Here is a 21,285-nt window from a genome sequence, read left to right as displayed (position 1 = left end):
TGGAGACCGACGCACACGCGCACACCACAGAGCCGCGGGTCCACGAACCCACGACACGTCTGACGTGCGGATACCCCCCCGGGCAAGTGGGCGGAGCATAGCATTTTACTTGCGCATGACCTATGGGGTCGGGAGGGCGGGAGTCGGGGGAGCGGAAGGGCGGGAACGGGAGCCGGAAGGGCGGGAGTCGGGGAGCGGGAGCCGGAAGGGCGGGAGTCGGGGAGCGGGAGCCGGAAGGGCGGGAGTCGGGGAGCGGAGATCCAGGGAGGCGACGACAGCGGCTGGTGACCGCGTACGTGGGGCACCGCCGGGCGGCACCACCTGGGACCCGCCCGCTACACGGTCCTTGAACGCGCCTTACGTGCCTGCCAGAAGTCCAGGTAGGACAGGGCGATGACCAGCAGAGGGATGATGACCCACAGCAGCGCGACGCGCAGCCGGCCGTCTGTCAGCGTGGCGACGAGGACCACGGCGAGGCCACTGCCGACGAAGCCGAAGAACTGACGGTAGGAGCGAAAGCCGCCCATCGACGCCGCCGTCCTCCCCTCGGCATCGTCCTCCTCGGCCAACGCGGCGCGCACCGGATGACTGTCCCCCTCACGTCGAGCCTGCTGCCAGGCAAAGAACCAACGGGCCAGCACGTACAGAACGAACGTGCCCAAAAAGATCCACCACTCGGTCGGATCATCGGGAAGCGAACGCGCCAACATCATGAACACCGCTTGCCCCGGGGGTGCGGGAGTAGACGATTCCGCATTTACGGCACGAGAGACACCGTCGACCGCACTTTGCTGACGGGGGAGTTGGGCGGGGCGGCCGCCTCGATGTGCGGCGCACGCGAGAGTCGCGGAGCCGTCCAGGGACCAGTCGGCGCGGGGTTACAGCTGAGGCACCGGGCTTGAGGCGCCGGGCCTGAGGTACCGGGCCTGAGGTACCGGGCCTGAGGCACCGGGTTTGCGGCAGTGGCGGTCTGTAGGGGTGGTTGGGAGTTGCGGCATTACAACTCAATCACCACCTTCACCAATCCCTCACAATCGACGGTCTCGCGCAGATAGTTTCGCCCCTCACGTACTCACTCGGGGGGATCCCATGAGCCACTACCAGCCCCAGCCGCCGTTCCAGCCTCCGCCGGGACCGCCGGCCGCGCGTCGCGCACCCAAGTGGGCCCGCAAGCGAGTCGTACTGCCCGCCCTGACCCTCGCGTTCGCCATCGGCGCGGGCAGCGCCGGCGCCGACGGCCAGAACTCGAACGCGACGAAGACGGTGGCCAACGAGAAGGCGCGGCCGACGGTCACGGCAACGGCCACGGTGACGGAGACCGCGAAGCCGAAGCCCGCGCCGACCGTGACGAAGACGGTCAAGGTGAAGGTGACCGTCACCGCGCACGCCGCGGCGGCGGGGTCGGGAGCGGGCGGCAGTTCGACGTCCGGCGGCTCGTCGTCCAGCGGCGGTTCCAGCACGTCGGGTGGCTCCAGCTCCGCGGGCGGCGGCGCCACGGCTCTGTGCAACGACGGCACGTACTCGTACGCGGCGCACCACCAGGGAGCCTGCTCGCATCACGGCGGCGTGGCCGTGTTCTACCGGTGAGCAACGTCTGCGGTCGGTGCTCCGGCTGAGATGAGTACGGGGCGGGTTGCCCGGCTGACTGGGAAAGATCGTTCTTGAGCCTCCCGAGGGTCCACGCGTCGTGCCTGGACCCCCGGGGCGAGGCCAAGGTCTGCGCGCCAGGCACATGCTTGGTGATCAGGTCGGCCACAACGGATCGAGATTCAAGGTCGCGCCACTCGCGAGGTGTCACCGGCGGAACGTCTCAAGACGCCGTTCACGTCCCGCCCCAGCCCCTGGCATGCGGCCGCATCGGACCGCACACACCCGCACACGGCTGCAGATACGCGAAGACCCCGGCCTCAGCGTTTCCGCTGGTGACGGGGTCTTTGGGCACCTCATGCAGGGTGCCCCCGGCAGGATTCGAACCTGCGCACACGGCTCCGGAGCCCATCAGAGACCGTTGCTCTTTTGGGGCGCTGACCTGCGGGTGAGGGGTGGTCATGATCTCTGTAGATCAAGATCATTACGCCCCTATTACGTGGGCGGCCTGTCGGGCGGTCGGTCCGGCCCGTATGGTCGAAACATGATCTCGGGCAGCAGCGGGGGAGCGGACGGCGGCGCGGAGTTCACGGCGGAGGGCCTGGAGCCTGTCCTCCGGGAGGCGTGCGCGACGGTCGGACTCGACTCCCGCGGCGCCGAGTTGCTGCGGCTCGGCTCGAACGCGGTCTACCGTCTGACCTCCTTACCGATCATCGTCCGCGTCGCCCGTGATCAGTCGGTGCTCTCCGAGATGGAGCGGGCCGTGAGCGTGGCCCGGTGGCTTGAGACGCAGGACTTCCCGGCCATGCGCGTGCCGGCGGCTGTCGCTCAACCACTCGTCGTCGGCGGCTTGGTGGTGACCTTCTGGGAGAGCGTCCAGGAGCGCGAGGAGTACGCGACGGTCGGGGAACTTGCCGATCTTCTCCGCCGCTTGCACTGGCTCGAAGAACCTGAGTCTTTGCGCCTGCCGTACTTCGACCCGCTGGCCAAGGTGGCGGCATCCCTTGAGGGGCTGGACGGTATCTCGGCGGAAGACCGAACGTTCCTGGACGAGCGAGCATCGAGCCTAGGTAAGGACTACGACCGGCTGGACTTCGTCCTTCCCTTCGGCATGATCCACGGGGATGCCAGCATCGGAAACATCCTCCGTCACCGGCACGGGCACGCGGTGCTCATCGACCTGGACGGCTTCGCTCTGGCGCCACGCGAGTGGGACCTAGTCCAGACAGCGATGTTCTATGAGCGGTACGCCTGGCACACCAAGGCGGAGTACGCAGAGTTCGTGCACCGGTACGGCTTCGATCTGATGAACTGGCCCGGGTACGAGACTCTCGCAGACCTGCGTGAACTGATGATGGTTGCCTGGCTCGGTCACCAGGTCACGAGCAGCGACCGGGCTGCCGCCGAGTTCGCTCGGCGAGTGGGGTCCCTTCGCACTGGTGAGGGCCGAAAGGAATGGGGCCCGTTCTGACCGGGCGTTTCAAGAACCGACGTGATCGCCAGAGGCGAGCCACAGTCTGTGGTCTCTGACCTGATCGGTGAAGGTCTGTACGTCCTTGTTGCTGCCGACACCTGCAAGGTTCTGCCGGAACTCGGCAAGGTAGCTGATGCAGCGAGCAGATTTGAGTTGCTCGCCCAGGTCGAGCGCATCGAGGGCGACACGGCAGGCTTCCTCGACGTCGCCAGCGCGTAGGTGAGCGTCGGCCAACACCATGGTCGCGAAGAAGTCGCTCCGCACGTGGCTGCCACTCATGGCGTTTTCGGCGTGGGCTACGGCCTTTCGGGCGCTGTTGACGTCGCGGAAGCAGTGGGCGGCCTCAGCAGCGAGTTCAGCTTCGTCGAAGTAGCTGATCCACTCGGGCTCGTCGTCGTTGTTCCTGCTCTCCAGTGCTTTCGTGGCTGCGGTCAGGGCGGCTTCGCAGGCCCGTACGTCGCCGGTGCGGGCAAGAGCGCGGGCCTCCATGGCGTGGAACTGGGCGCGCAGCGTCGGAGTGGCCACGGGGGAGATGCCCATAAGAGCTGCGCGGGCGAGCGTCGCAGCCTGCGTGTAGCGACCGAGGAACGTCGCCTGATGGCTCATAGCTGACAGGATGCTTCCGGCGAGACGACGGTCGTTGGCGTCCTGGGCCAACCGGAGAGCCTGGAGGAAGTACCGCTGTGCCAGGCCGTGACGGCAGGCGTCGTACGACATCCATCCGGCCAGGAGAGTTGCTTCCGCCACGGTGGAGAACAGGGCCCGCCCGACCTGCTCGCTGTACTGGCCGCGCAGGAGCGGGCTCACTTCCGTGCTGAGGTACTGGACGGCAGCGTGCCGAGCGTGGTCACCACCGAAACGGTCGTCCAACTCGGCGAACATGTCCGCGGTGGTCTTGATGGCGGCCACGTCTCCGAAACCGACGCGCATTCCGTCTCGGCGCTGCCGAGGAATGGCCGGCTCGGGTGCGACCAACCAACGGAGCGAGGCTTCGTTCCACGCGGGCTCGGAGGGCTCGGCCTGCAACAGGGGCTCGTACCGGTTGAGATCGGCGCGCCACAGCTGCCCGACTGTATCGATCGCTCCTTCGGGGCTCGCCGGATAGCTGGCGTCCAAGAGTCCCGTGTCCCGCTCGCCCTCGTAGTTCAGTCCCAACTCGGAGGCACTGAGGTCGTACACCTCGCACAGCAACGGGCCGTAGAAGTCATCCGGCGTGCTGTGGCCGTTCTCCCAACTGGCGATACGCCGCTTGACGCTGGCGTCCGAGGGAAGGTGGTGGCCGCGGCGGAGCGCAACCTGACGCAACTCGCGCACCAACCGCGGCTGACTCCAGCCGCGGCCCAGACGGGCTTGTCGTAAGCGAACGCTGATCGGCTCCAGCGAAGACGTGACCGTTCCCTCCCCACCTGAGTACGGGTGCGATTTCTGGGGCGCACGACTCTTTGGCCTCACGACCGAATGTACGCGCTGTTCTTCACTGCGCGCTGCAAGTAACCGGAGATCGAGGGTTGTTGATCCGTGACGGGGGATGACGCGTCCAAGCGTGACGCGTCATCCCCCGTCACCTTTCGTCATCTGCCCTAGCCAGGGTGGCGACCCCGAGTCTGGACACAGGGCGGCATTGCGGCCGCAACTGAGTCTCGACCGAGGTGAGTTGACGTGCAGAGGATGACCAGGAGGGGCATGGAGTGGCTGTCGGCGGCGGCGGACAACCCCGCTGAGTGCCGACAGGTTTGGGCAGACGATCCCCGAAGGCCCTGCCTGCTGCCGACCGGCCGCTACTTCGACGTGGTGAGCGTGGAACAGCGCCTCGGGATGGAGATGTTCGACCGCCTTCTGCGAAGTGCGATGCCGTTCGGACCGACGGTCGTCGACCGCAAGGCGCAGCGAGTCGGGTTCTTCCTCTGCTCGCAGAGCCGCGAGACTTTCACGCACTACCTCGAACGCGAAACATCATCGCCACCGCCATACCGGTACCTGAGCCACGACTGCGCTGTCGTCGTACCCGGCCCCATCCCGCTCTCTGATGACCGCTATCAGTGGCTGCGCGCCCCTACGCGTCGACCGGAAGCCAACCCGCTGCGCCCCGTCGCCCTCGCCACTGCACTGGTCGCCTCCGCGGAACTCCTGGCAAGGATCGACCGCTTCGACGAGCAGTACCCGACGCCCTACGCGGCGGTCGCCGCCCTCCCCGAGGAGACGAACACGGATGCCGGATGAGCCGACCGACGGGCGCGACGCTGCCGCGTGGTCGCCTCTCGACAGCGACGGTTGGTACGCGGCCCGAAACGCCACTACCGCATTGCGAGACGTCCTCGTTCGCGCCGGCTTGGAGAAGGACTTTCCCTACCTGCGCGCGGACTTGAACGCATTCGGTCACGGCCTCGTCGAACTGGGCCGAGTGTCCCCGGCCACGGCCGAGCGCATGGCAGAGCTTCTGCGCCTGGCACTGGCGAGCGGATACGGCCGAGACCATAGCGACGACGATCACGCATCGACCATCGCCGAAGAACACAAGGGAAGGACCTGAAGTCATGACCGACCGGCGCAGAGTGGTAGCCAAACGAGCGGAGAACCTGTCTCCTGGCGTGCCCTACGTACGCGGCTGGAACCGCGCACGGCGAAGCGCCGGCGCCCTGGCTGATCAGCTCGTGCTGCTCGGGCTGGACTCCGACTTCCCCGGCCTGGCGGCCGACGTGAACGTCTTCGGTGACGGGTTGGTGCAGATCGGGACCGTTCGCCCTGGCGCGGCAGAATTGCTGGCGACGCTTATTACGGCCGGACTGGCCGCGGAATCGCGTGACGCGACGACAGACGGGCCCCTGTCCCCTCCCCGGGAAGCACCTGCGGCTTGAACTGCTCCTCGGCGGTCAGTTGCCCTGCCGCTCGGCCGGGACCGGCGCCCCAGCGCCGCAGCCCGGACGAATGGCAGGGCTGTCAGCCTGCGAAGCTGTGGTCATTTGCGGTTGCTTCTGGCGTTCACCTTTACGAATGTCTGGACCGGTGCTGCCTCGGCCCGGGTTGGTGCCGCACGCCCCACATCCCAACAGGGCGGAGCAGCAATCAGAACGGCGCCCGTAGCCTACGAACGGCCGCAAAGGACAGTCCAGCGAATACAGCTGCCAGCGGCCAGGCGGAGACTACCGTCGGCCATCTAACGAACTGGAGGATGCAAAAGTTTCCTTTCTGGTATGATACCGCGGGTGAAGCTGTCCTTTGAGATTCTCTCCAGCCTCATTTATTTCCCGTGTCCTCGATGCGCGTACGAGGTCGAGATTCAGCTTCTTGATGCCCGCGTACAGGCATATCGATACTGCCCATGTTGTCGAGCTCGAATCCGCTTGGTTGATGCCGACGGCTCCATGTTTGGAGCGTTCGAGGAAGTAGACCTTGCGATGCAGGAGCTAGCTAACACCCTCAAAGGATTGTTCTGATGCGCTACGAACGCGACCTTCAGGTCAAACTCCAAGAGAGATACCGTCGCCTCTATAAGGCGGACTACAAGGTCTATGACCGTGAGATCAAGTATTTCTATGATTTCATTCAAAAGTCGCCAGCCCTTCGAGCGATCGCGGAAAGGGTCGCGCAGGATCTTCCCGAGTTGGACTCAGACAAATGGGTGGAAGATCATTTCGTCCGTCGGGGGCACTACGACTGGCCTGAATCGGAGGTTGGTCGAGCTAAGGTTACGTGGCGCTTGATTACGAGATGGGTGACAGAAGAGGATCCCACTCAGCATGTCACATACTTCTCTACCGATAGCAACTACAACACGATGTTTCGGGAGATGACGGAGAAGGCGATTGAGCCCTTCGTTGAGTACCTGCAAGAGCAGATCGGTTCGGCGAGTGAGATCCTTTACATGCTTGAGCGCTTCACGCGGCGCCTAGAATGGTTCGATCAAGCAGAGCTGTTCGACAAGTACAAGGTCGCGACAAAGCATGGCGAAGATCTGTACGACCAGTACCTTCGCAAGTTCCTTTTTGATCAAGGCGTCGACTACCCGTTCTCGCAACCGAAGTCGGCATCGGGTCAAGCCGACATTGTGAGTGGTCTTGAGGGTGACGATCCACTCGTCTGTGAAGTGAAGCTCTATGACCCAGACCGCTCATACGGAGTGCCTTACATCGCCAAGGGGTTCCAGCAAGCCGTCAGCTATGCGCACAACTACGGAAAAGACGTTGCCTATCTCGTCATCTTTAATCTGAGTGACCAGGGTCTTCAGTGGCCCAATGATGAAGAGACGAAGCCGTGGCCGCCGAGGCTCCATGTGGAGGGTGTGACGGTGTACCTGGTAACGGCGCATGCCAAGCCGCGCCCTTCCGCCAGCAAGCGTGGGAAGTCGAGCCCGCGCCTCGTCCGACGCGACGAACTGGTACAGCAGACTGACGCATAGGATGAAAAGATCAACCCCACACCGGCCACGACCACTTGATCCGCGCAAGCTAGCTGCGCAGCCCGTCCGGGCTGTGCGGTAATGGCTGCCGTGGATCAGAACTCGCTGCGCAAGCTCGTGGAGGGGCAACTCCTTCGGCTGGAGGGCAACGCCTTCCAGGACTGCATGGATCGGCTCGGTCTGGAGCTGTACCCCGACGACTACCAACCCGTGCGAGCAGCCGGGCCAAAGGGCGATGCCAAGAACGACGGCTACTGCCCGAAGGCACGCGTCTTTTTTGCAGCGCACGCCACACGCGGCGAGCGGATCGACAAGACCAAGGCGAAGATCCGCAGTGACCTGGAGGGCTGTCTCCAGGAGCACCGCGAGGTGAGGGTGTGGCGCTTCCTTACCAACGACACCTTGCCGGGCGAGGTTGACCAGTTCATCGACAACGAGCTTCGCCTTCGGTACCGAGGCGTCACCATCGAGGTATGGGGACTAAAGACGCTCGCTGCTGAGATCAGCAAGCTCAAGCGGGAGCAGGTCGATCGGATCATCGACGTCATCACGGTGGACGAGCCAGAGTTCGATGTCGTCTTCCTCCGCCACATGAAGACGGGGCGTGACCTGTGGCCGATCCTCTCGGCGTCTCAGGCATGGATGCCGCCGGTCGAGCCTGACGACTGCACCGATGATGAGCAAGACCTCATCGACGGTGTCATTCAGACGTTCATCGACTGGCTTGAGATCTCCGAGGACGTAGAGATATCGCGATCTGGCGTGCGGGACGCACAGCGAGGCATTAACGAACTTCTTCAGGAGCTACAAGACAAGGGTCTCGTGCTGTACTCAGGCACGGGGGATAGCGGTAACCGCTGGGCAGTGCGGCTGCCGATGGCGATCTTCAAGGTTGATCGGGTGCCCTCTACCGATCCGAGTGCGTCAATCAACGAGCACGGCAGAGCCTAGATACGTTCGATGTCGCCTCGACCTTCTACAGTTGATATAGACAGGAACTGTTGCCGATCCTTCTCCACTCCCGCCGGCTACGACCCCTAGAACGAACGCGCCCACACTGCACGGGGCGGGCGCGTTAATGCTGTCGTCTCTGGTCACTGCATGACGGCGAAATAGAGAGCCATGGCCCGCGGACGACTCAGGCGACCATGATCACCGCGGGGAGAATGTGAGAGTCAACGCTGCCACCCGTGCAGCAACCCACCAACCATCAGGAGGGTAGAGTAGGCGTCGGCCTTGGTGGTCTCAGCAACCTCCGGGTGCGCGCCGAGATCGGTTGTGAACTTGAGGGCGCGTCGTACCTGTTCGGCACGCGGCGCGTAGCCAACGTTCGCCTTGTTGGACTCCTTGCGCAGCGTCTTGGCCGCCGTTTCAACGTCGGCAGCCTCGTCCTGCTCGTCGACCTTCTTACCGACGAGCGCCGCGAGGGTCTGACGGAGACTCTCCACCGTCAAGCGCCATTCCTGGTTGAGATAGTGCTTCTCGGCGGCGCGGTAGTAGTCGAGGGCCTCCTTGAACTCGGACGAGCGTCCAGCGTCTGGCGCGTCCAGCTCGATCAGGAGGAGACGGCGGTACTGCATCTGTTCAAGGACAGCAGCCCAGGTACTTTGGGTGACCTCGTGCTCAAAGTTGCCCACGCCGATGCGTTCGAGGCGACCATCCCGCATCGTCGTCCCAGTCAGGTACAACCGGAACTTGATCGTTCCTGTCCTACGCTCCTCGATGATCTGGAGCTGGCGGTGGTCGAGGTCGGCAACCAACATGAACGATGTGGATGCCCCGACCTTGAACAAGGTGACCGGCGAATCATCCACGGCAAGCCGTCCGATGTACCCGCTAGACCCACCAAGGCCGTCGGCGTACAACTTCCCCTCCAACCACATCGCCCGTCCGAGCGCTTGCTCCTCCACGCAGAACGCTGCGATGTGGAACTGGAGCTGCATGACGCCGAGGCCGCTGGAGCCCTGCACCCGCTTCAGGTCGAGCCGTGCTGCACCGTTTACCGATCCGATGGTGACCCATGCTTCATCCATGGCTGCCCCTCATATTGATAGAGATGAACGTTCCAGGATCGGAGCAACGAGGGCGCAGGTCAACTGAGTTGCGAGGCTTGAACGCATCCACCAACCAGGCGCCGGCCACGGCCCCTAGATCGGCCCGAACCAGCCGCAACTTGCGAGCGCGTGCAGATGGTCGGGCTCGTGTCCCAATGGATCCAGGAAGCTGTGGCACGAACCTCAGCCGACGACAGCCAGCCACGACGACGGGTGCGCCGGCCCACCAGGCGCGCGTATGCCTCGTTGCACCCCCACTGGCCTCAGCCACGCTACGGCTGTGTCGTTGACCAAGACAGGGGGCGACGGCCGCCCTGCGGATGGGCCCTTGGGCACGTCGTGCCTGGGGGGCGAAGGCTGACTAAGGCGCAGCCTTGCCACCTCACAGACAACTGCCCCCTGATTGTCGGGTCAGCCAGTAGAGTGGGTGACCAAGTCGCGCTGCGCAGGGGGAACAACATGATCGATGCTCTGGTACTGAGTCAGCAGATTGCGCCGTATGTGACGGCCGCCGTTTCCTCCTATGGAACAGCAGTACTCACTCGGTCAGCCGAGCTCTCAGCTGATTCAACTGTTTCGCTGGGGCAGCGTCTACTTGACAAGCTCCTCAGGCGATCCTCCACTGGAGAGGTAACAGAGGCAAACGCCCTGACTTCCGCGATCGAAGATTTGTCGGATAACCCCGAGGACTCTGATCTGCAGGCGGCTCTCCGCGTCCAACTGAAGAAGCTTCTTCTCAGCGATCCTCAAATGATTTCTGAAATTAGTGAAATTATGGACCGAAGCGGAATTAGCATTGTGGCATCAGGGGACCGAGCTGTAGCCGCCTATACAATTAACGGCGGCGTGAGTACAGGCGATCAGCGTAGTTAAGGGCGCGATGTGACTGCGCAGGACCCGCAGAGATTCGTGAACATATCCGCCGAAGGTGCTGGATCGGTAGCAGCCAAGGAAATTAACGGACCGGTCCATATCGGCGACGTTGTCCTTCGCGCCGGGGATTACGCTCTGCCCTCCGCCGTGTCAGCTCCTACTGGGACTAATAACCTCCCAAAACCTCGCAGTAGTCTGTTTATTGGCCGAGGCCATGAACTGCGACAATTGCGAGAGACTGTTGAATCCCATGAAGGTGCAGTCGTTGCTCAAGCCATGCACGGTCTTGGAGGGGTAGGGAAGACAGCTCTTGCGCTTCATTATGCTCATACTTATCGCAGTGACTACTCTGTAGTCTGGTGGATTTCCGCCGAGAGCGCCGATTCGGTTGCCGCAGGACTTGCCGCCCTCGGCTTTCGATTGAATCCGCGTCTAGCTATTGCAGAATCGACTAGCGCCGAGAGCTCAGAATGGGCCACTTCTTGGCTCCAATGCCACTCTGGGTGGCTACTCATTCTTGACAACGTAGAAGATCCCCAGCTTGCTTTTGCGCTTATTGGGCAAACGCCAAACGGCCACCACATTGTAACGAGTAGAGTTTCAGTCGGGTGGAATAATTTTGGATTTCAGATCGGCCTTGATGTCCTGAGCGATAGCGATTCAGTCGAGCTTTTGACGCGAATGAGCGCAATTCATGGCGAGGAAGAAGAGAAAAGAGAGCTCTCGTCGGAGCTTGGGTGCCTCCCTCTGGCTCTAGAGCATGCGGCTGCATATGTTCAATACAATCAGGTTTCTTTTAGTTATTACCTTAGCCTCCTCCGGAAGATTCCAGCTAAGGCGTTGGGATACACCGTAGGAGTTGGCGGTAACTCCGTGTCGGTGGCCAGGACATGGCAAGTAACTCTGCAGTCAATCGACTGTACAAACCCCATGGCTATCTCCATTCTTCGAATACTGGCTTGGCTAGGCCCAGATGACATCCCGAGGGAAGTGCTATATGGCTTCGCGGAGGACGAGTTCGATGTCGATAGTGCGCTCGGCCTCCTTTCGGCTTATAGCATGATTTCGCTTTCCCCTGATTCTGTAAGCATCCATAGGCTAGTGCAGGCTGTTATCAGGGAAGCGGAAGAGACTTCAGTTACTTCTGCCTCCCACCCTCACGTCAGAGCGGCAATAGGGATCTACAGCGTTCTCAACCTTGAGCCTGAAATCTCTCCCGGTTCCTGGCCGCTTTGGCGCAGACTTGTGCCGCATATTGAGGCTCTAAGCAGTCTCGTCTCTGTCGAGAATGCGTCAGATCCCGCGCGGACGGTGCTCTACTATGCAGCTCGATTCTTGAGGTCTCAAAATCAGCCTGAACTGGCACTAGAGTGCATTGAGCGGTGCGTTCGGATGGCTGAAGGCGACCAAGGCGAGGAGTCAAGCGGACCTGATGTGCTTTCCTGCATAAATATTCGTGGGGCAATTCTTCAAGAATTGGGGCACCATGACCGGGCGGTGGATACTTTTCAAGAACTCGTCAGGGATTCGATTGTCAAATTTGGGAAGCTTGATCCTTTCACGCTCAGCATGAAGAATAATTTGGCTGGCGCCTACCAAGATGCTGACAGGATGACAGAGGCAATCGCGCTTTTCGAGCAGACTTTGGAAGAACGCGAAGAGTCACTCCCTGTCGGCGATCCTGCCATTGCGACGACTCGGCATAATCTCGCTAGTGCGTATAGGGTAGCGGGTAAGCCGCATCTTGCCGTCCCAATTCTTGAAAAAGTTGTTGAAGATAGGAAGGCAAAGTACGGGGATAACGGTGTCGGCACGTTGAATAGTATGTTCAACTTGGCCATTTCGTACATCGACATCGAAAATCTCCCGAGAGCAGTTCGCTTGCTTAAGCATGTACTCAGCAAGAGGGAAGAGATTTTCGGCCCTGACGATCCAAACGTTATCGGCGCCAGGAGGAGGTTGGGAGACGTCTATAGAATGGCAAAGAACAGTAGGCGCTCCATTCCGCTTTACGAGGATAATCTAAAAAGTGCGACCCGGGTGTACGGCGCCGATGACTGGCGAACCATCGAACAGGGGATGCCTCTGGCTTTCGCGTACCAAGATGTGAAGGAGCCGCAGAAGGCAATTCCGTTGCTGCGTCGAGTTCTTGAATGGCAAGAATTTGTACATGGTGAGAGTGATTACTCTGCTGTAATGGCGCGCAATAACCTGGCCGTTGCGCACTGGCTGAACGGGGATAGTGGGACTGCCTCGGAAATGCTTGAAATGGCTATGGCGCTTTGTGTAAGAGTGGCCGATTTCGATCCTGAAGTTTCCCGTGCTGTGAGGGTGAACCTGCAAAATCTGAAATTGGGTATGCCTGTTAAAGGCGCCGGTCAATTTGATATTGGATCTCCGAGGCTTCGATTGACGGACTGAGCGGGTCAGGTCGATTCGGTGACTCTCGTTTGAATGGCCGATGGAGCTCCAAAACTGTTGGCGTGTCGGGTACTCGTGGGTTTGCGCCGTAAACTAGGACTTGGGACCTCTAGTGCAGGCGGCTGATGCTGTGTGCGCGGCACGGACGCCGGCGGGCCGCGCGGTGAGCGGAGCGAGCCGCCTTGATTACGTGAAGAAATTCTGAGCCAACCGGGGGTCGGCTACAGCTTGAACGACAGCTCCAACTCGTCGCCCGGTAGGTGGAACTCCTCCAGGGCCAAGGGCTTGTCGGCCTCCGTGAGCGTCACCCGCAGGACGTGCAGGAGGGGGACCCCGTCTGCTAGCCGGAGGGCCTGGGCCTGGTCCGGTAGGGGCATACGGGTGCGGACGTACTCCGTGAAGTGGAGTTCGTGGCCGAGGTCGGCGAGTGCGGTGTAGAGCTCCGGCGCCGGCGGTGGGGCCTCCTCCTCGTACTTGGTGTCGACGAGCACCGAGAACGGCACGTAGGTGCGGTGGAGTTGGCGGAGGCGGCCGTTGTCTGCCGTCTGTAGGGCGTCGTACGTGAACATCGGCTCGCCCGGCGGGATGCGCAGTAGGTCCGCCAGGGCCATCGGGGCGTCGGTGCGGGTGGCGACTGGTGGCTCGGCGTCTGTCCAGCGGATGCCGTCGGCCTCGACGTAGCGGCCGTCCGTGGCTCGGCGTACGCCTCGGGGGCGCGTGAGGCCTGGGCGGCTGTGGGGAGAGCGGGCGAAGGTGCCGCGGCCCATGATGGCCTCGACGAGACCGGATGCCCGTAGCTCGGCGAGGCCCTGACGGACTGTGGGACGCGTCACGCCAAACTGCTTCGCCAACGCCTCCTCGGACGGGAGCGGTTGGCCGGCCGGGAAGGTGCCGTTGAGGATGCCATCGCGCAGGTAGTCGGCGATCTGCCGATACTTCGGCTGCGTGTTCTTCGGCGGCATGCGGGCCCTCCGTGGCCGTGGCTTCTACGGCTGTTCGTCGTCGTAGACGGCTTGTCCACGATCGTGGACAGCTTCTCGTATCGCTAGGCGGTTGACAACCCGTACTACGGGTCGGCACTCTGGTTCGCGGCACCCGTAGTACGGGTGGTCTAGCAACCCGGAGGATCAGCCTTCGGGTGCCGGAGATGAGGAGAGACGAACAGTGGCAAGCCTTCCGATCGACACCGCGAAGTACACGGGGATCATCTGCGCCGTTCCCCCGGCTCCGCGGATCGCCAACCGTGAGACCGGTCAGCTCCGCGTCGACCGCGAGACCGGAAAGACCATGTACCAGGTCGGCCTCTGCCTGATGGCAGGGTCGTCGGCCGACGTCGTGAACGTGAGCGTGGCCGGTGAGCCGGCCGGTGTGCAGCTCGGCATGCCGGTGGCTGTGCGCGACCTGGTCGCCACGCCGTGGGAGAACGAGGGGCGGCACGGGATCGCGTTCCGTGCAGCGGAGATCCGGCCCCTGAACGCTCCCGCTCCCGCGGGCAAGGGGGCCGCACAGTGATGAATCTGGCCTCCTCCACCACTTCGGCCGGTGCGACCGGGCCGAGTTGGGTTCTGGTGGTGGCCGCAGTGCTGGTGTCGGGCCTGCTTCTGGCGGGCCCGGCCCTGCGCCGCCGCTACCCCGTTGCCTGGTGGCTGTTACTCGGCTTCCCGGTCGTGGCCTTCCGGGTCATGCAGACCTGGCGGCCCTTGATGGCGGGCTGTGGGCTCGCCACGAGTCGGCGACCGGCTCTGACGGTCGTGTCTGGGCTCGTCGGCAACGGGGCGCCTCCACCGCAGCCGCGCGTACCGCGTCGCGGTCTCATACGCCCGACCTACGGCGGCTTCGTGCTGCTGGTGCGGCTGTTGCCGGGCCAGGTGCCGGAGGACTTCGTCAAGGCTGCGCCTGCTATGGCCGAGGACTGGCAGGTTCACGCGGTGCGGGTGACCTCCTGGAAGCCGGGAGTCGTACGGATCGTCGCGTCAGCGTCCGACCCGTTGGCCGCTCCTCGGGCTCTGAAGCAGCGGGTTTCTGGTCATTTGCTGCGGGTGGCCGTGGGTGTGCTGGAGACCGGTGCCGCCTGGGTGGTCGACCTGCGGCGTGTGCCGCACTGGCTGATCGTGGGGGCCACGCGTTCCGGCAAGTCGACGCTGATCAACGCGCTCGTGGCGGGCCTGGCTCCGCAGCACGTCGCCCTAGTCGGCATCGACTGCAAGGGCGGCATGGAACTGTCCCTCTACGAGCCGCGGTTGTCCGCCCTCGCCACCAACCGTGAACAGGCAGTCCGGCTGCTGTCCGCGCTCGTGGACCTGACCCTCGACCGCATGAGCGTGTGCCGGGCGGCGCGCGTCCGCAACGTCTGGGGGTTGCCGGACAAGGAACGCCCGGTCCCCGTCGTCGTGATCGTCGACGAGATCGCGGAACTGTTCCTCGTCGCGAGCCGGAGCGAGAAGGACGAAGCACACGCTGCCGGTACGGCACTCATCCGGCTGGCCCAACTCGGCGCGGCCCTCGGGGTGTTCCTCGTCGTTGCCGGCCAACGCGTCGGCTCTGACCTGGGACCCGGTGTCACCGCTCTGCGGGCGCAGCTCGGCGGCCGGGTCTGCCATCGCGTGGCCGACCCTGGGACAGCCGAAATGGCGCTCGGCGACCTCAATCCCGACGCCCTCAAGGCGGCACAGGCCATCACCCCGGAACAGGCCGGTACGGCCGTCCTCGCCTCCGGTGACGGCTGGGAACGCGCTCGGTCGCACCTGATCACGGAAGCGGAGGCGGAAGCCGTCGCCGCCGAGTACGCGCACCTGACTCCCCTCCTGTCCGAACTGCACGTCGAAGCGCCGTGAAAGGGGCCTGCCGTGCTGGTGTCCATGTCCGCCGTTCTACTGCTCGGCCTGCTGATCTGGTTCCTCCTGCACATCCGGTACCTGCGATGGGTGGACGCGCTGCTCTGCGGAGCCTTCGGCTTCCTGCTCTCCAAGACCGTGGCCGCGCCGTTCGCTCAGGCCTTCCTCGACGGCGTGAATGGCTTCCTCGGCCAGCTCCGCTTCTGAACCGACCTGTTGACCCGAGAAGGGGGCATCCAGTGTCCGACTACGACATCCGCTCCGGTGACCGCGCCGCGTTCCTGGCCGGTCTGCGGGAGCTGGTCGACTTCCTGACAGCCAACCCCGCGGTCGTCGTACCGCGCCATGCATCCGTCGCCGTCCTAGTCGACGCATCCGACTCCGCCGGTCGTCGAGAGGGCGTGGAGTCCGTTGCCGCTCCGCTCGGCGTGCCGACGGAGGACCTCGGCCAGGGCTACTTCGACGCGCGCCGCGAATTCGGACCGATCGCGTACGTCGTCGTCGCGATTCCGCCCAAGGAGCGGCAGTGATTGCCCGTACGGCGGGCTCCCGACGGGGCGCGAAGTCGCCAAACCCGACCCCGTCAGGAACCCACTCCATCCGCCACATGAGCAGTGAAAGGAGTACTCACACTTTGTCCACCGCGCATCATTCGCGCAAATCCCCGCTGGCCGACTGCGAACTCAGGCAGCACGACTCGGAGGTCTCGACCTGCGCCGGACGTGAACAAGTCGTTCTCGTCGGGCTCGACGACACCGAGCACCGTCTGTGTCCCGCGCACGCTGCGGCACTCTGGCTCACGGACCCGACGCTCCGCTTCAGCGCAAAGACCCGGCCGGAGGGCATCTCGGCCGTGATGGCGCACGCGTTCGGCGGCGGGGGTGGTCGCCGATGACCGCCACCCTCGTACCGGTCAGCGCTGCGGCTCTGGTCGCCAGGGCCTCGGAACCGGAGTTCGCCGCCTGGCGCCGGAACATTGTCCGCCTCGGCGGCTGCACCAACCCGATCCACCTCGTCGGCACGGCGACCGTCTTCGACACGACCACGGGCGCGGCTCTGCTCTCGTACGGTTCGGACGTCTACGGCGGTCGCCTGCTCACCGCATGCGGCAACCGGCGAGCGACGGTCTGCCCGGCCTGCTCGGCGCTCTACCGGGCGGACACGTACCAACTCGTCCGGGCCGGACTCGTCGGCGGCAAGAACGTCACGGAGGCGGTGAGCGAGCACCCGCGCGTGTTCGCCACGCTCACCGCCCCCGGCTTCGGCCCGGTCCACACGCGCCGTGAACGCGACGGGCGCGTACGGGCCTGTCGTCCCCGTCGGCCGGGGGGGTGCTGCCCGCACGGTCGGCCGACTGGATGCCGTGCGCGCCACTCGGCGGATGATCCCCGCCTCGGTGAACCGCTCTGCCCGCGCTGCTATGACTACGCGGGTGCGGTCCTCTGGCACGCGTTCGCTGGTCGGCTCTGGCACCGGTTCGGGCTGGAGCTGAGGCGGGAGGTGGCACGGCAAGTCGGTCTGTCCCGTGCGGAGTTCGGGGAAGTCGCCCGACTCTCGTACGCAAAGGTCGCCGAGTACCAGCGGCGCGGGCTGGTCCACTTCCATGGCGTGATCCGCCTGGACGGACCGGACGGGCCCGACTCGTCTCCGCCGGGCTGGGTCACCGTGGCACTCCTTATGGACGCCGTACGGTCGGTGGTCGGTCGGGTGCGGTTGGCTGCTCCTGGCGCGGACGTCATCGGTCCGCGGGAGCTCCGCTTCGGCACGCAGGTCGACGTACGGCCGGTCACCGCGTACGGACGCAATGCGGGGGAGCGGCCGGCCTCCGCGGCGTCTGTGGCTGGCTACATCGCCAAGTACGCCACGAAGGGGGCGGAGTCCGCCGGCGCGGTGGACGGCCGGATCTACCACGCGCGGGACATGGTCATGCTGCCCGTGAGGGCGCACGTGCTGCGCATGATCGGCACGTGCTGGTGGCTCGGCGGCCTGCCGGAGTTCGAGCCGCTCGGGCTGCGTCGCTGGGCGCACATGCTCGGGTACGGCGGTCACTTCTCAACCAAGTCGCGCCGCTACTCGACCACGCTGACCGCTCTTCGGCAGGCCCGTGCCGACCACCGTGCGGAGCAACAACGGGCTTCGCTCGGTCTGGCTGACGTCCAGACCGTCACGGTCGGCCGGTGGCGCTACGCGGGGCGCGGCTACTCGCCGGAGGCGGCACTCCTTGCTGCCTCCGTTCGGGAGGGCGGTGGTCGTCATGGCGCGTGAGAACCGCGGTCGGGCGGCCGAGTTGCTTACCGTGCGGCAGGTGCTCGACGAACTGGGTGGCATCTCCCGGCGCACCTTCTACCGCTGGCGGGAACTGCGCATCGCCCCCGCCTGCATCCGCCTGCCGAACGGGGAGCTCCGGGTTCGGCGGGACGTGCTGAACGACTGGTTGGAGGACCGGGCGGAAGGGGCGGCGTCGTGAAGTCGTACAAGGTCGTCATCTGGAAGCTCAGTATCAACCGCTCCGCGAAGAAGCCGACTTACCTCGTCCGCTGGTCCGTGGACGGCGAGCCGTTCCACGAGTCGCACAAGACGAAGGCGCTGGCCGATCGCTTCCGAGCGAAGTTGCTTCGGGCAGCGGACAAGGGCGAGCCGTTCGACACCGTGACCGGCCTGCCGGACTCGTTACGCGGTGGCAAAGCGGCCCTGTCATTCCTGGGGCTGGCGCTCAAGTACATCGATGCCCGGTGGGCGGAGACCTCGGCGAAGCAGCGAGACAGCATGACCGACGCCTTGGCAACGGTCTTGCCCGCGCTGGTCAAGCCGGTCCGCGGTCGACCTGCTCCGGCTGACCTCAGGCGGGCGCTGCGCTCCTACCTGCTGCCCCCGCCTCGGCGGGAGCGTGAGCGGCCCGAGGAGATCGCGGCGGCGGCGAAGTGGATCGAGAAAGCTTCGCTGCCGGTGGCGGAACTTCAGGAGATCACCCGCGCGCATGACCTGATCGACGCCCTCACACGGAAGCTCGACGGCAAGCCTGCGGCCACGCAGACCTACCGGCGGCGCCGTGCGGTGGTCTTCAACACCCTTGAGTACGCGTTGGAGTTGGAGATGCTGTCTTCGAATCCGCTGAGCCGGGTGCGTCGAAGGCGGGGGAAGCGCGCGGTGCAGGAAGTCGACCGCCGGGTGGTGGTCAACCCTCGGCAGGCGCGGGAGCTGCTGACAGCGCTCACGTACGTAGGCAGCTACGAGCGGGCAAGTGGTCGACGGCTGAAGGCGTTCTTCGGTTGCCTGTACTACGCGGCCATGAGGCCCGGTGAGGCGCTGGGCTTGCGTCTCTCGGACTGCGCGCTCCCGGGGAAGGGCTGGGGCCGGATCGACCTGGCGGAGACCCGACCCACCGCCGGGAAGGCGTGGACCGATTCAGGCGAAGCGCACGACCGGCGCGGCCTGAAGCAACGGGCGGACGGTGAGGTACGCATTGTGCCGATACCGCCCCCGCTCGTGCAGCTGCTTCAGGACCACATCAAGGAGTTCGGAACGGCGGAGGACGGCCGGCTGTTCGCGAGTGAGCGGGGCAACGTCGTAGCGGCGTCGTCGTACTCGCGCGCGTGGAAGCAAGCCCGGAAGCTGGCCTTTCCGCCCGACCAGGTGGCGTCCGTTCTGGCAGCTCGCCCGTACGACCTCCGCCATGCGGGCGTCTCCCAGTGGCTCAATTCGGGCGTTCCGGCTCCGGAGGTGGCAGCCCGCGCCGGCCACTCCGTGGATGTACTCCTAAAGATCTACGCGAAGTGCATTGACGGCCAAGAGCAGGAGATGAACAGCCGGATCCTTAAGGGTCTGGGGGAAGAGGACGACACCGAACCGTGAAGCGGCCCACGCGGCTATCACACGACAGCTCCAGAGCGGTCCGGGGCTGTCGTCGTGTGTCCTGTGGCAGGGAAGTTTGAGGTTTTGCCACTGAGGTGCAGGCCGCAAGCAGCGGCGGATGACGAAATGTCATCGATCCTCGATGGATTCGGCGCTCTACGTAACGCGCAGGCTCCGGCCTGACGATGTCAGGCACCAACTTCGGCCACTTGGCTGGTCGATGTACCCCGGTCAGGGTCATCATGGAGCGTCAGGCCTTGAACCGTAGGCCGCGGGTAGGGGGGCTCCGCATGAGTGGAGACAGTAAGAAACTTGCCGCTGCATCACTCGGTGTACTTACCTTTTTCGCTGTTCTACCTGCGGCCCTTCTCCTTGGTCCCTTCTCTTTCGGTAGGGGCAACACATCACGGCTGGCTGCCATCCTCACCTTCGTCGGCGTACTGGTTACCGCATCGGTGTCCCTGATCGGATTGATGCTGAACCGCCAGACAGAACGACGGCTGACGCAGGAGCAAGCTGACCAGCAACGTCAGCTCAAACTGGATGCCGCGATGCGGGCCGGACAGCTGATCTCCCCCACCGAATCGGGACCCGTACACCCGGCAGCAATGGCTTCAGGACTGCTGGCGCTCACCAAGCTCGACTACGCCGATCTTGCTGTGGCGCTACTTGTGGATCTATGGCCCGAAGACGGTGCGGATAGCCAGAAGAGGATCTCGGACGAGACAGCCATCCTGGTGGTTGATGCTGCATTGCGCTCAACGTCCCTCAACGCTCAACTCGTCGCAGCGGAGCTGCTGTGCCGTCACGCCGGGGGGCTCAGCGTCTGTCAGTCCCTACACTGGCCGAGCGCGGTGGACGGTTCCTGGAATCCCACGTTCAAGCCCAAGACGAAGCTGCTCATTGTCGAGGCTCTGGTGAGGATGGCAACCGCCAGCGAACCCAACGAGGGTGCTCTGCGCTCAGTCGCGGTACGTCTCTACGGCATTTGGCGAGACGATCCCGAGGCGCGCGTCCGCGGCTGCATCGGCAAGCTCATCAAGGTGGTTTTCGACCGGCTCTGCCAGTTCCGTCACAAAGAGCTCGTTCATGGCAGTCAGATGGTCACTCTCAGCGACCTAAAGCGCGCGGCAGAGAGCGCAGCCGAGAATCCCGACAGCTACCTGAATGACCTCTCGGACAACCTGGCCAATCAGCTCAAAGAATGGGCCCCAGCCTGCCGGACGCAGCCCTCCGCCACAGGAGCCCTGGCCACGGCGGCGGGCTAGCTTCGACAGGCAGCTCTTCTTCAACCTTCAATGGCCACGCGCTTGAGGTTTGCTGTCACGGGACATCCTGTCGGAGGTATGTCGGAAAGCTGCCCTCGCAATGATGGGAAACGGCTGCTGACCTGCCGCGAAGCCCGTCAAGATCATTACGTGGTCATTACGTGATCACTGTCATGGAGCTGCTTTCGGCGGCATCTGCCTGCACACACGCGAAGACCCCGCACTCAGCGAACTCGCTGATCACGGGGTCTTTAGGCACCTCAGAAAGGGTGCCCCCGGCAGGATTCGAACCTGCGCACACGGCTCCGGAGGCCGTTGCTCTATCCCCTGAGCTACGGGGGCGTGTCCGCTGCGCTGTGTGCGCGGCGACGGGTAGAACCCTACCAGCTGATCCAGGGTGTTCATGAACGGGTTTTCCGGCGTCGCGAGCAGGGTCATCGTGTCGCTGCCGCGCCCGGGTTGTGCCGCCGACGGGAGCTCATCGGTGTGTTCTCCGCGCTGTCGGGTCCAGCACCCCACAAGGCGT

Annotated in this window: 22 protein-coding genes and 1 tRNA gene; 18 read left to right on the top strand and 5 right to left on the bottom strand. The window is 64.1% G+C overall.

Annotation, left to right across the window (positions count from 1 at the left end; all coding sequences use genetic code 11):
- Window positions 1-335 precede the first annotated feature (335 nt).
- Window positions 336-719 carry a hypothetical protein gene (locus ACFU97_RS33410; protein ID WP_384264194.1) on the bottom strand — a complete coding sequence of 128 codons (384 nt, stop codon included), beginning with the start codon at window positions 717-719 and terminating at the stop codon, window positions 336-338.
- A 370-nt stretch (window positions 720-1,089) separates the two neighbouring features.
- Here ACFU97_RS33410 and ACFU97_RS33405 point away from each other — a divergent pair, with 370 nt between their 5' ends.
- Window positions 1,090-1,587 (top strand): DUF3761 domain-containing protein, encoded by a 498-nt coding sequence (locus tag ACFU97_RS33405; RefSeq protein WP_384264192.1) that lies wholly within the window; start codon window positions 1,090-1,092, stop codon window positions 1,585-1,587.
- Window positions 1,588-2,131: 544 nt separating this feature from the next.
- A complete protein-coding gene (locus tag ACFU97_RS33400) occupies window positions 2,132-3,058 on the top strand; it encodes a phosphotransferase family protein (protein WP_384264190.1) in 927 nt (308 codons plus the stop codon).
- A 9-nt stretch (window positions 3,059-3,067) separates the two neighbouring features.
- Here ACFU97_RS33400 and ACFU97_RS33395 read toward each other — a convergent pair whose 3' ends face one another.
- On the bottom strand, window positions 3,068-4,375 hold the full coding sequence (locus ACFU97_RS33395; RefSeq protein WP_384264213.1) for a hypothetical protein: 1,308 nt from the start codon (window positions 4,373-4,375) through the stop codon (window positions 3,068-3,070).
- Window positions 4,376-4,720: 345 nt separating this feature from the next.
- On the opposite strand from ACFU97_RS33395, the gene ACFU97_RS33390 reads away from it, so the two are divergent.
- The 5 genes from ACFU97_RS33390 to ACFU97_RS33370 all read left to right on the top strand — a co-directional run bounded on the left by ACFU97_RS33390 (window position 4,721) and on the right by ACFU97_RS33370 (window position 8,408).
- Window positions 4,721-5,281, top strand: coding sequence for a bifunctional DNA primase/polymerase (locus ACFU97_RS33390; protein WP_384264188.1), 561 nt, complete (start codon window positions 4,721-4,723; stop codon window positions 5,279-5,281).
- The gene (locus ACFU97_RS33385; RefSeq protein WP_384264186.1) at window positions 5,271-5,591 is read left to right on the top strand and encodes a hypothetical protein; all 321 of its coding nucleotides are present in this window, start codon (window positions 5,271-5,273) and stop codon (window positions 5,589-5,591) included. The genes ACFU97_RS33390 and ACFU97_RS33385 overlap by 11 nt, the downstream gene beginning before the upstream one ends.
- Before the next feature lie 4 nt (window positions 5,592-5,595).
- Entirely contained in the window at window positions 5,596-5,916 is a 321-nt protein-coding gene (locus ACFU97_RS33380) for a hypothetical protein (protein ID WP_384264185.1), read from the top strand.
- Between the two features lie 578 nt (window positions 5,917-6,494).
- The gene (locus ACFU97_RS33375) at window positions 6,495-7,457 is read left to right on the top strand and encodes a hypothetical protein (protein WP_384264184.1); all 963 of its coding nucleotides are present in this window, start codon (window positions 6,495-6,497) and stop codon (window positions 7,455-7,457) included.
- A gap of 90 nt (window positions 7,458-7,547) precedes the next feature.
- On the top strand, window positions 7,548-8,408 hold the full coding sequence (locus ACFU97_RS33370; RefSeq protein ID WP_384264182.1) for a hypothetical protein: 861 nt from the start codon (window positions 7,548-7,550) through the stop codon (window positions 8,406-8,408).
- A 224-nt stretch (window positions 8,409-8,632) separates the two neighbouring features.
- Here the strand turns inward: ACFU97_RS33370 and ACFU97_RS33365 are convergent, their stop codons facing one another.
- Window positions 8,633-9,490 carry a hypothetical protein gene (locus ACFU97_RS33365; RefSeq protein ID WP_384264181.1) on the bottom strand — a complete coding sequence of 286 codons (858 nt, stop codon included), beginning with the start codon at window positions 9,488-9,490 and terminating at the stop codon, window positions 8,633-8,635.
- A 480-nt stretch (window positions 9,491-9,970) separates the two neighbouring features.
- On the opposite strand from ACFU97_RS33365, the gene ACFU97_RS33360 reads away from it, so the two are divergent.
- Together ACFU97_RS33360 and fxsT are read left to right on the top strand one after the other, a co-directional pair.
- Complete coding sequence (locus ACFU97_RS33360) at window positions 9,971-10,384, top strand: hypothetical protein (protein WP_384264180.1); 414 nt, start codon at window positions 9,971-9,973, stop codon at window positions 10,382-10,384.
- A gap of 36 nt (window positions 10,385-10,420) precedes the next feature.
- Window positions 10,421-12,805: an FxSxx-COOH system tetratricopeptide repeat protein gene (gene fxsT, locus ACFU97_RS33355; RefSeq protein ID WP_384264178.1), complete on the top strand. Its 2,385-nt coding sequence runs from the start codon at window positions 10,421-10,423 to the stop codon at window positions 12,803-12,805.
- 221 nt (window positions 12,806-13,026) lie between these two features.
- Here the strand turns inward: fxsT and ACFU97_RS33350 are convergent, their stop codons facing one another.
- The gene (locus tag ACFU97_RS33350; RefSeq protein WP_384264177.1) at window positions 13,027-13,767 is read right to left on the bottom strand and encodes a GntR family transcriptional regulator; all 741 of its coding nucleotides are present in this window, start codon (window positions 13,765-13,767) and stop codon (window positions 13,027-13,029) included.
- 202 nt (window positions 13,768-13,969) lie between these two features.
- Between ACFU97_RS33350 and ACFU97_RS33345 the strand changes: the two genes are divergently transcribed.
- The 9 genes from ACFU97_RS33345 (at window position 13,970) to ACFU97_RS33305 (ending at window position 20,759) form a co-directional block, all read left to right on the top strand.
- On the top strand, window positions 13,970-14,317 hold the full coding sequence (locus ACFU97_RS33345) for a hypothetical protein (RefSeq protein WP_384264175.1): 348 nt from the start codon (window positions 13,970-13,972) through the stop codon (window positions 14,315-14,317).
- Window positions 14,317-15,639 (top strand): FtsK/SpoIIIE domain-containing protein, encoded by a 1,323-nt coding sequence (locus ACFU97_RS33340; protein ID WP_384264174.1) that lies wholly within the window; start codon window positions 14,317-14,319, stop codon window positions 15,637-15,639. Before ACFU97_RS33345 ends, ACFU97_RS33340 begins: the two co-directional genes overlap by 1 nt.
- Before the next feature lie 12 nt (window positions 15,640-15,651).
- On the top strand, window positions 15,652-15,846 hold the full coding sequence (locus ACFU97_RS33335) for a hypothetical protein (protein ID WP_384264173.1): 195 nt from the start codon (window positions 15,652-15,654) through the stop codon (window positions 15,844-15,846).
- Window positions 15,847-15,878: 32 nt separating this feature from the next.
- A complete protein-coding gene (locus ACFU97_RS33330) occupies window positions 15,879-16,169 on the top strand; it encodes a hypothetical protein (protein WP_384264172.1) in 291 nt (96 codons plus the stop codon).
- A gap of 104 nt (window positions 16,170-16,273) precedes the next feature.
- Window positions 16,274-16,534, top strand: a complete 261-nt coding sequence (locus ACFU97_RS33325; RefSeq protein ID WP_384264170.1) for a hypothetical protein — start codon at window positions 16,274-16,276, stop codon at window positions 16,532-16,534.
- Complete coding sequence (locus ACFU97_RS33320) at window positions 16,531-17,904, top strand: replication initiator (RefSeq protein ID WP_384264169.1); 1,374 nt, start codon at window positions 16,531-16,533, stop codon at window positions 17,902-17,904. The genes ACFU97_RS33325 and ACFU97_RS33320 overlap by 4 nt, the downstream gene beginning before the upstream one ends.
- Window positions 17,894-18,106 carry a helix-turn-helix domain-containing protein gene (locus ACFU97_RS33315; protein ID WP_355718431.1) on the top strand — a complete coding sequence of 71 codons (213 nt, stop codon included), beginning with the start codon at window positions 17,894-17,896 and terminating at the stop codon, window positions 18,104-18,106. Before ACFU97_RS33320 ends, ACFU97_RS33315 begins: the two co-directional genes overlap by 11 nt.
- A complete protein-coding gene (locus ACFU97_RS33310; protein ID WP_384264167.1) occupies window positions 18,103-19,491 on the top strand; it encodes a tyrosine-type recombinase/integrase in 1,389 nt (462 codons plus the stop codon). The genes ACFU97_RS33315 and ACFU97_RS33310 overlap by 4 nt, the downstream gene beginning before the upstream one ends.
- Before the next feature lie 290 nt (window positions 19,492-19,781).
- Window positions 19,782-20,759 (top strand): hypothetical protein, encoded by a 978-nt coding sequence (locus ACFU97_RS33305; protein ID WP_384264166.1) that lies wholly within the window; start codon window positions 19,782-19,784, stop codon window positions 20,757-20,759.
- 270 nt (window positions 20,760-21,029) lie between these two features.
- Here ACFU97_RS33305 and ACFU97_RS33300 read toward each other — a convergent pair.
- Window positions 21,030-21,101, bottom strand: a tRNA-Arg gene (locus ACFU97_RS33300).
- Window positions 21,102-21,285: the final 184 nt, after the last annotated feature.

The organism is Streptomyces sp. NPDC057616 (assembly GCF_042800575.1).
Classification (GTDB): domain Bacteria; phylum Actinomycetota; class Actinomycetes; order Streptomycetales; family Streptomycetaceae; genus Streptomyces.
This window is presented reverse-complemented; position numbering and strand designations above follow the sequence as displayed.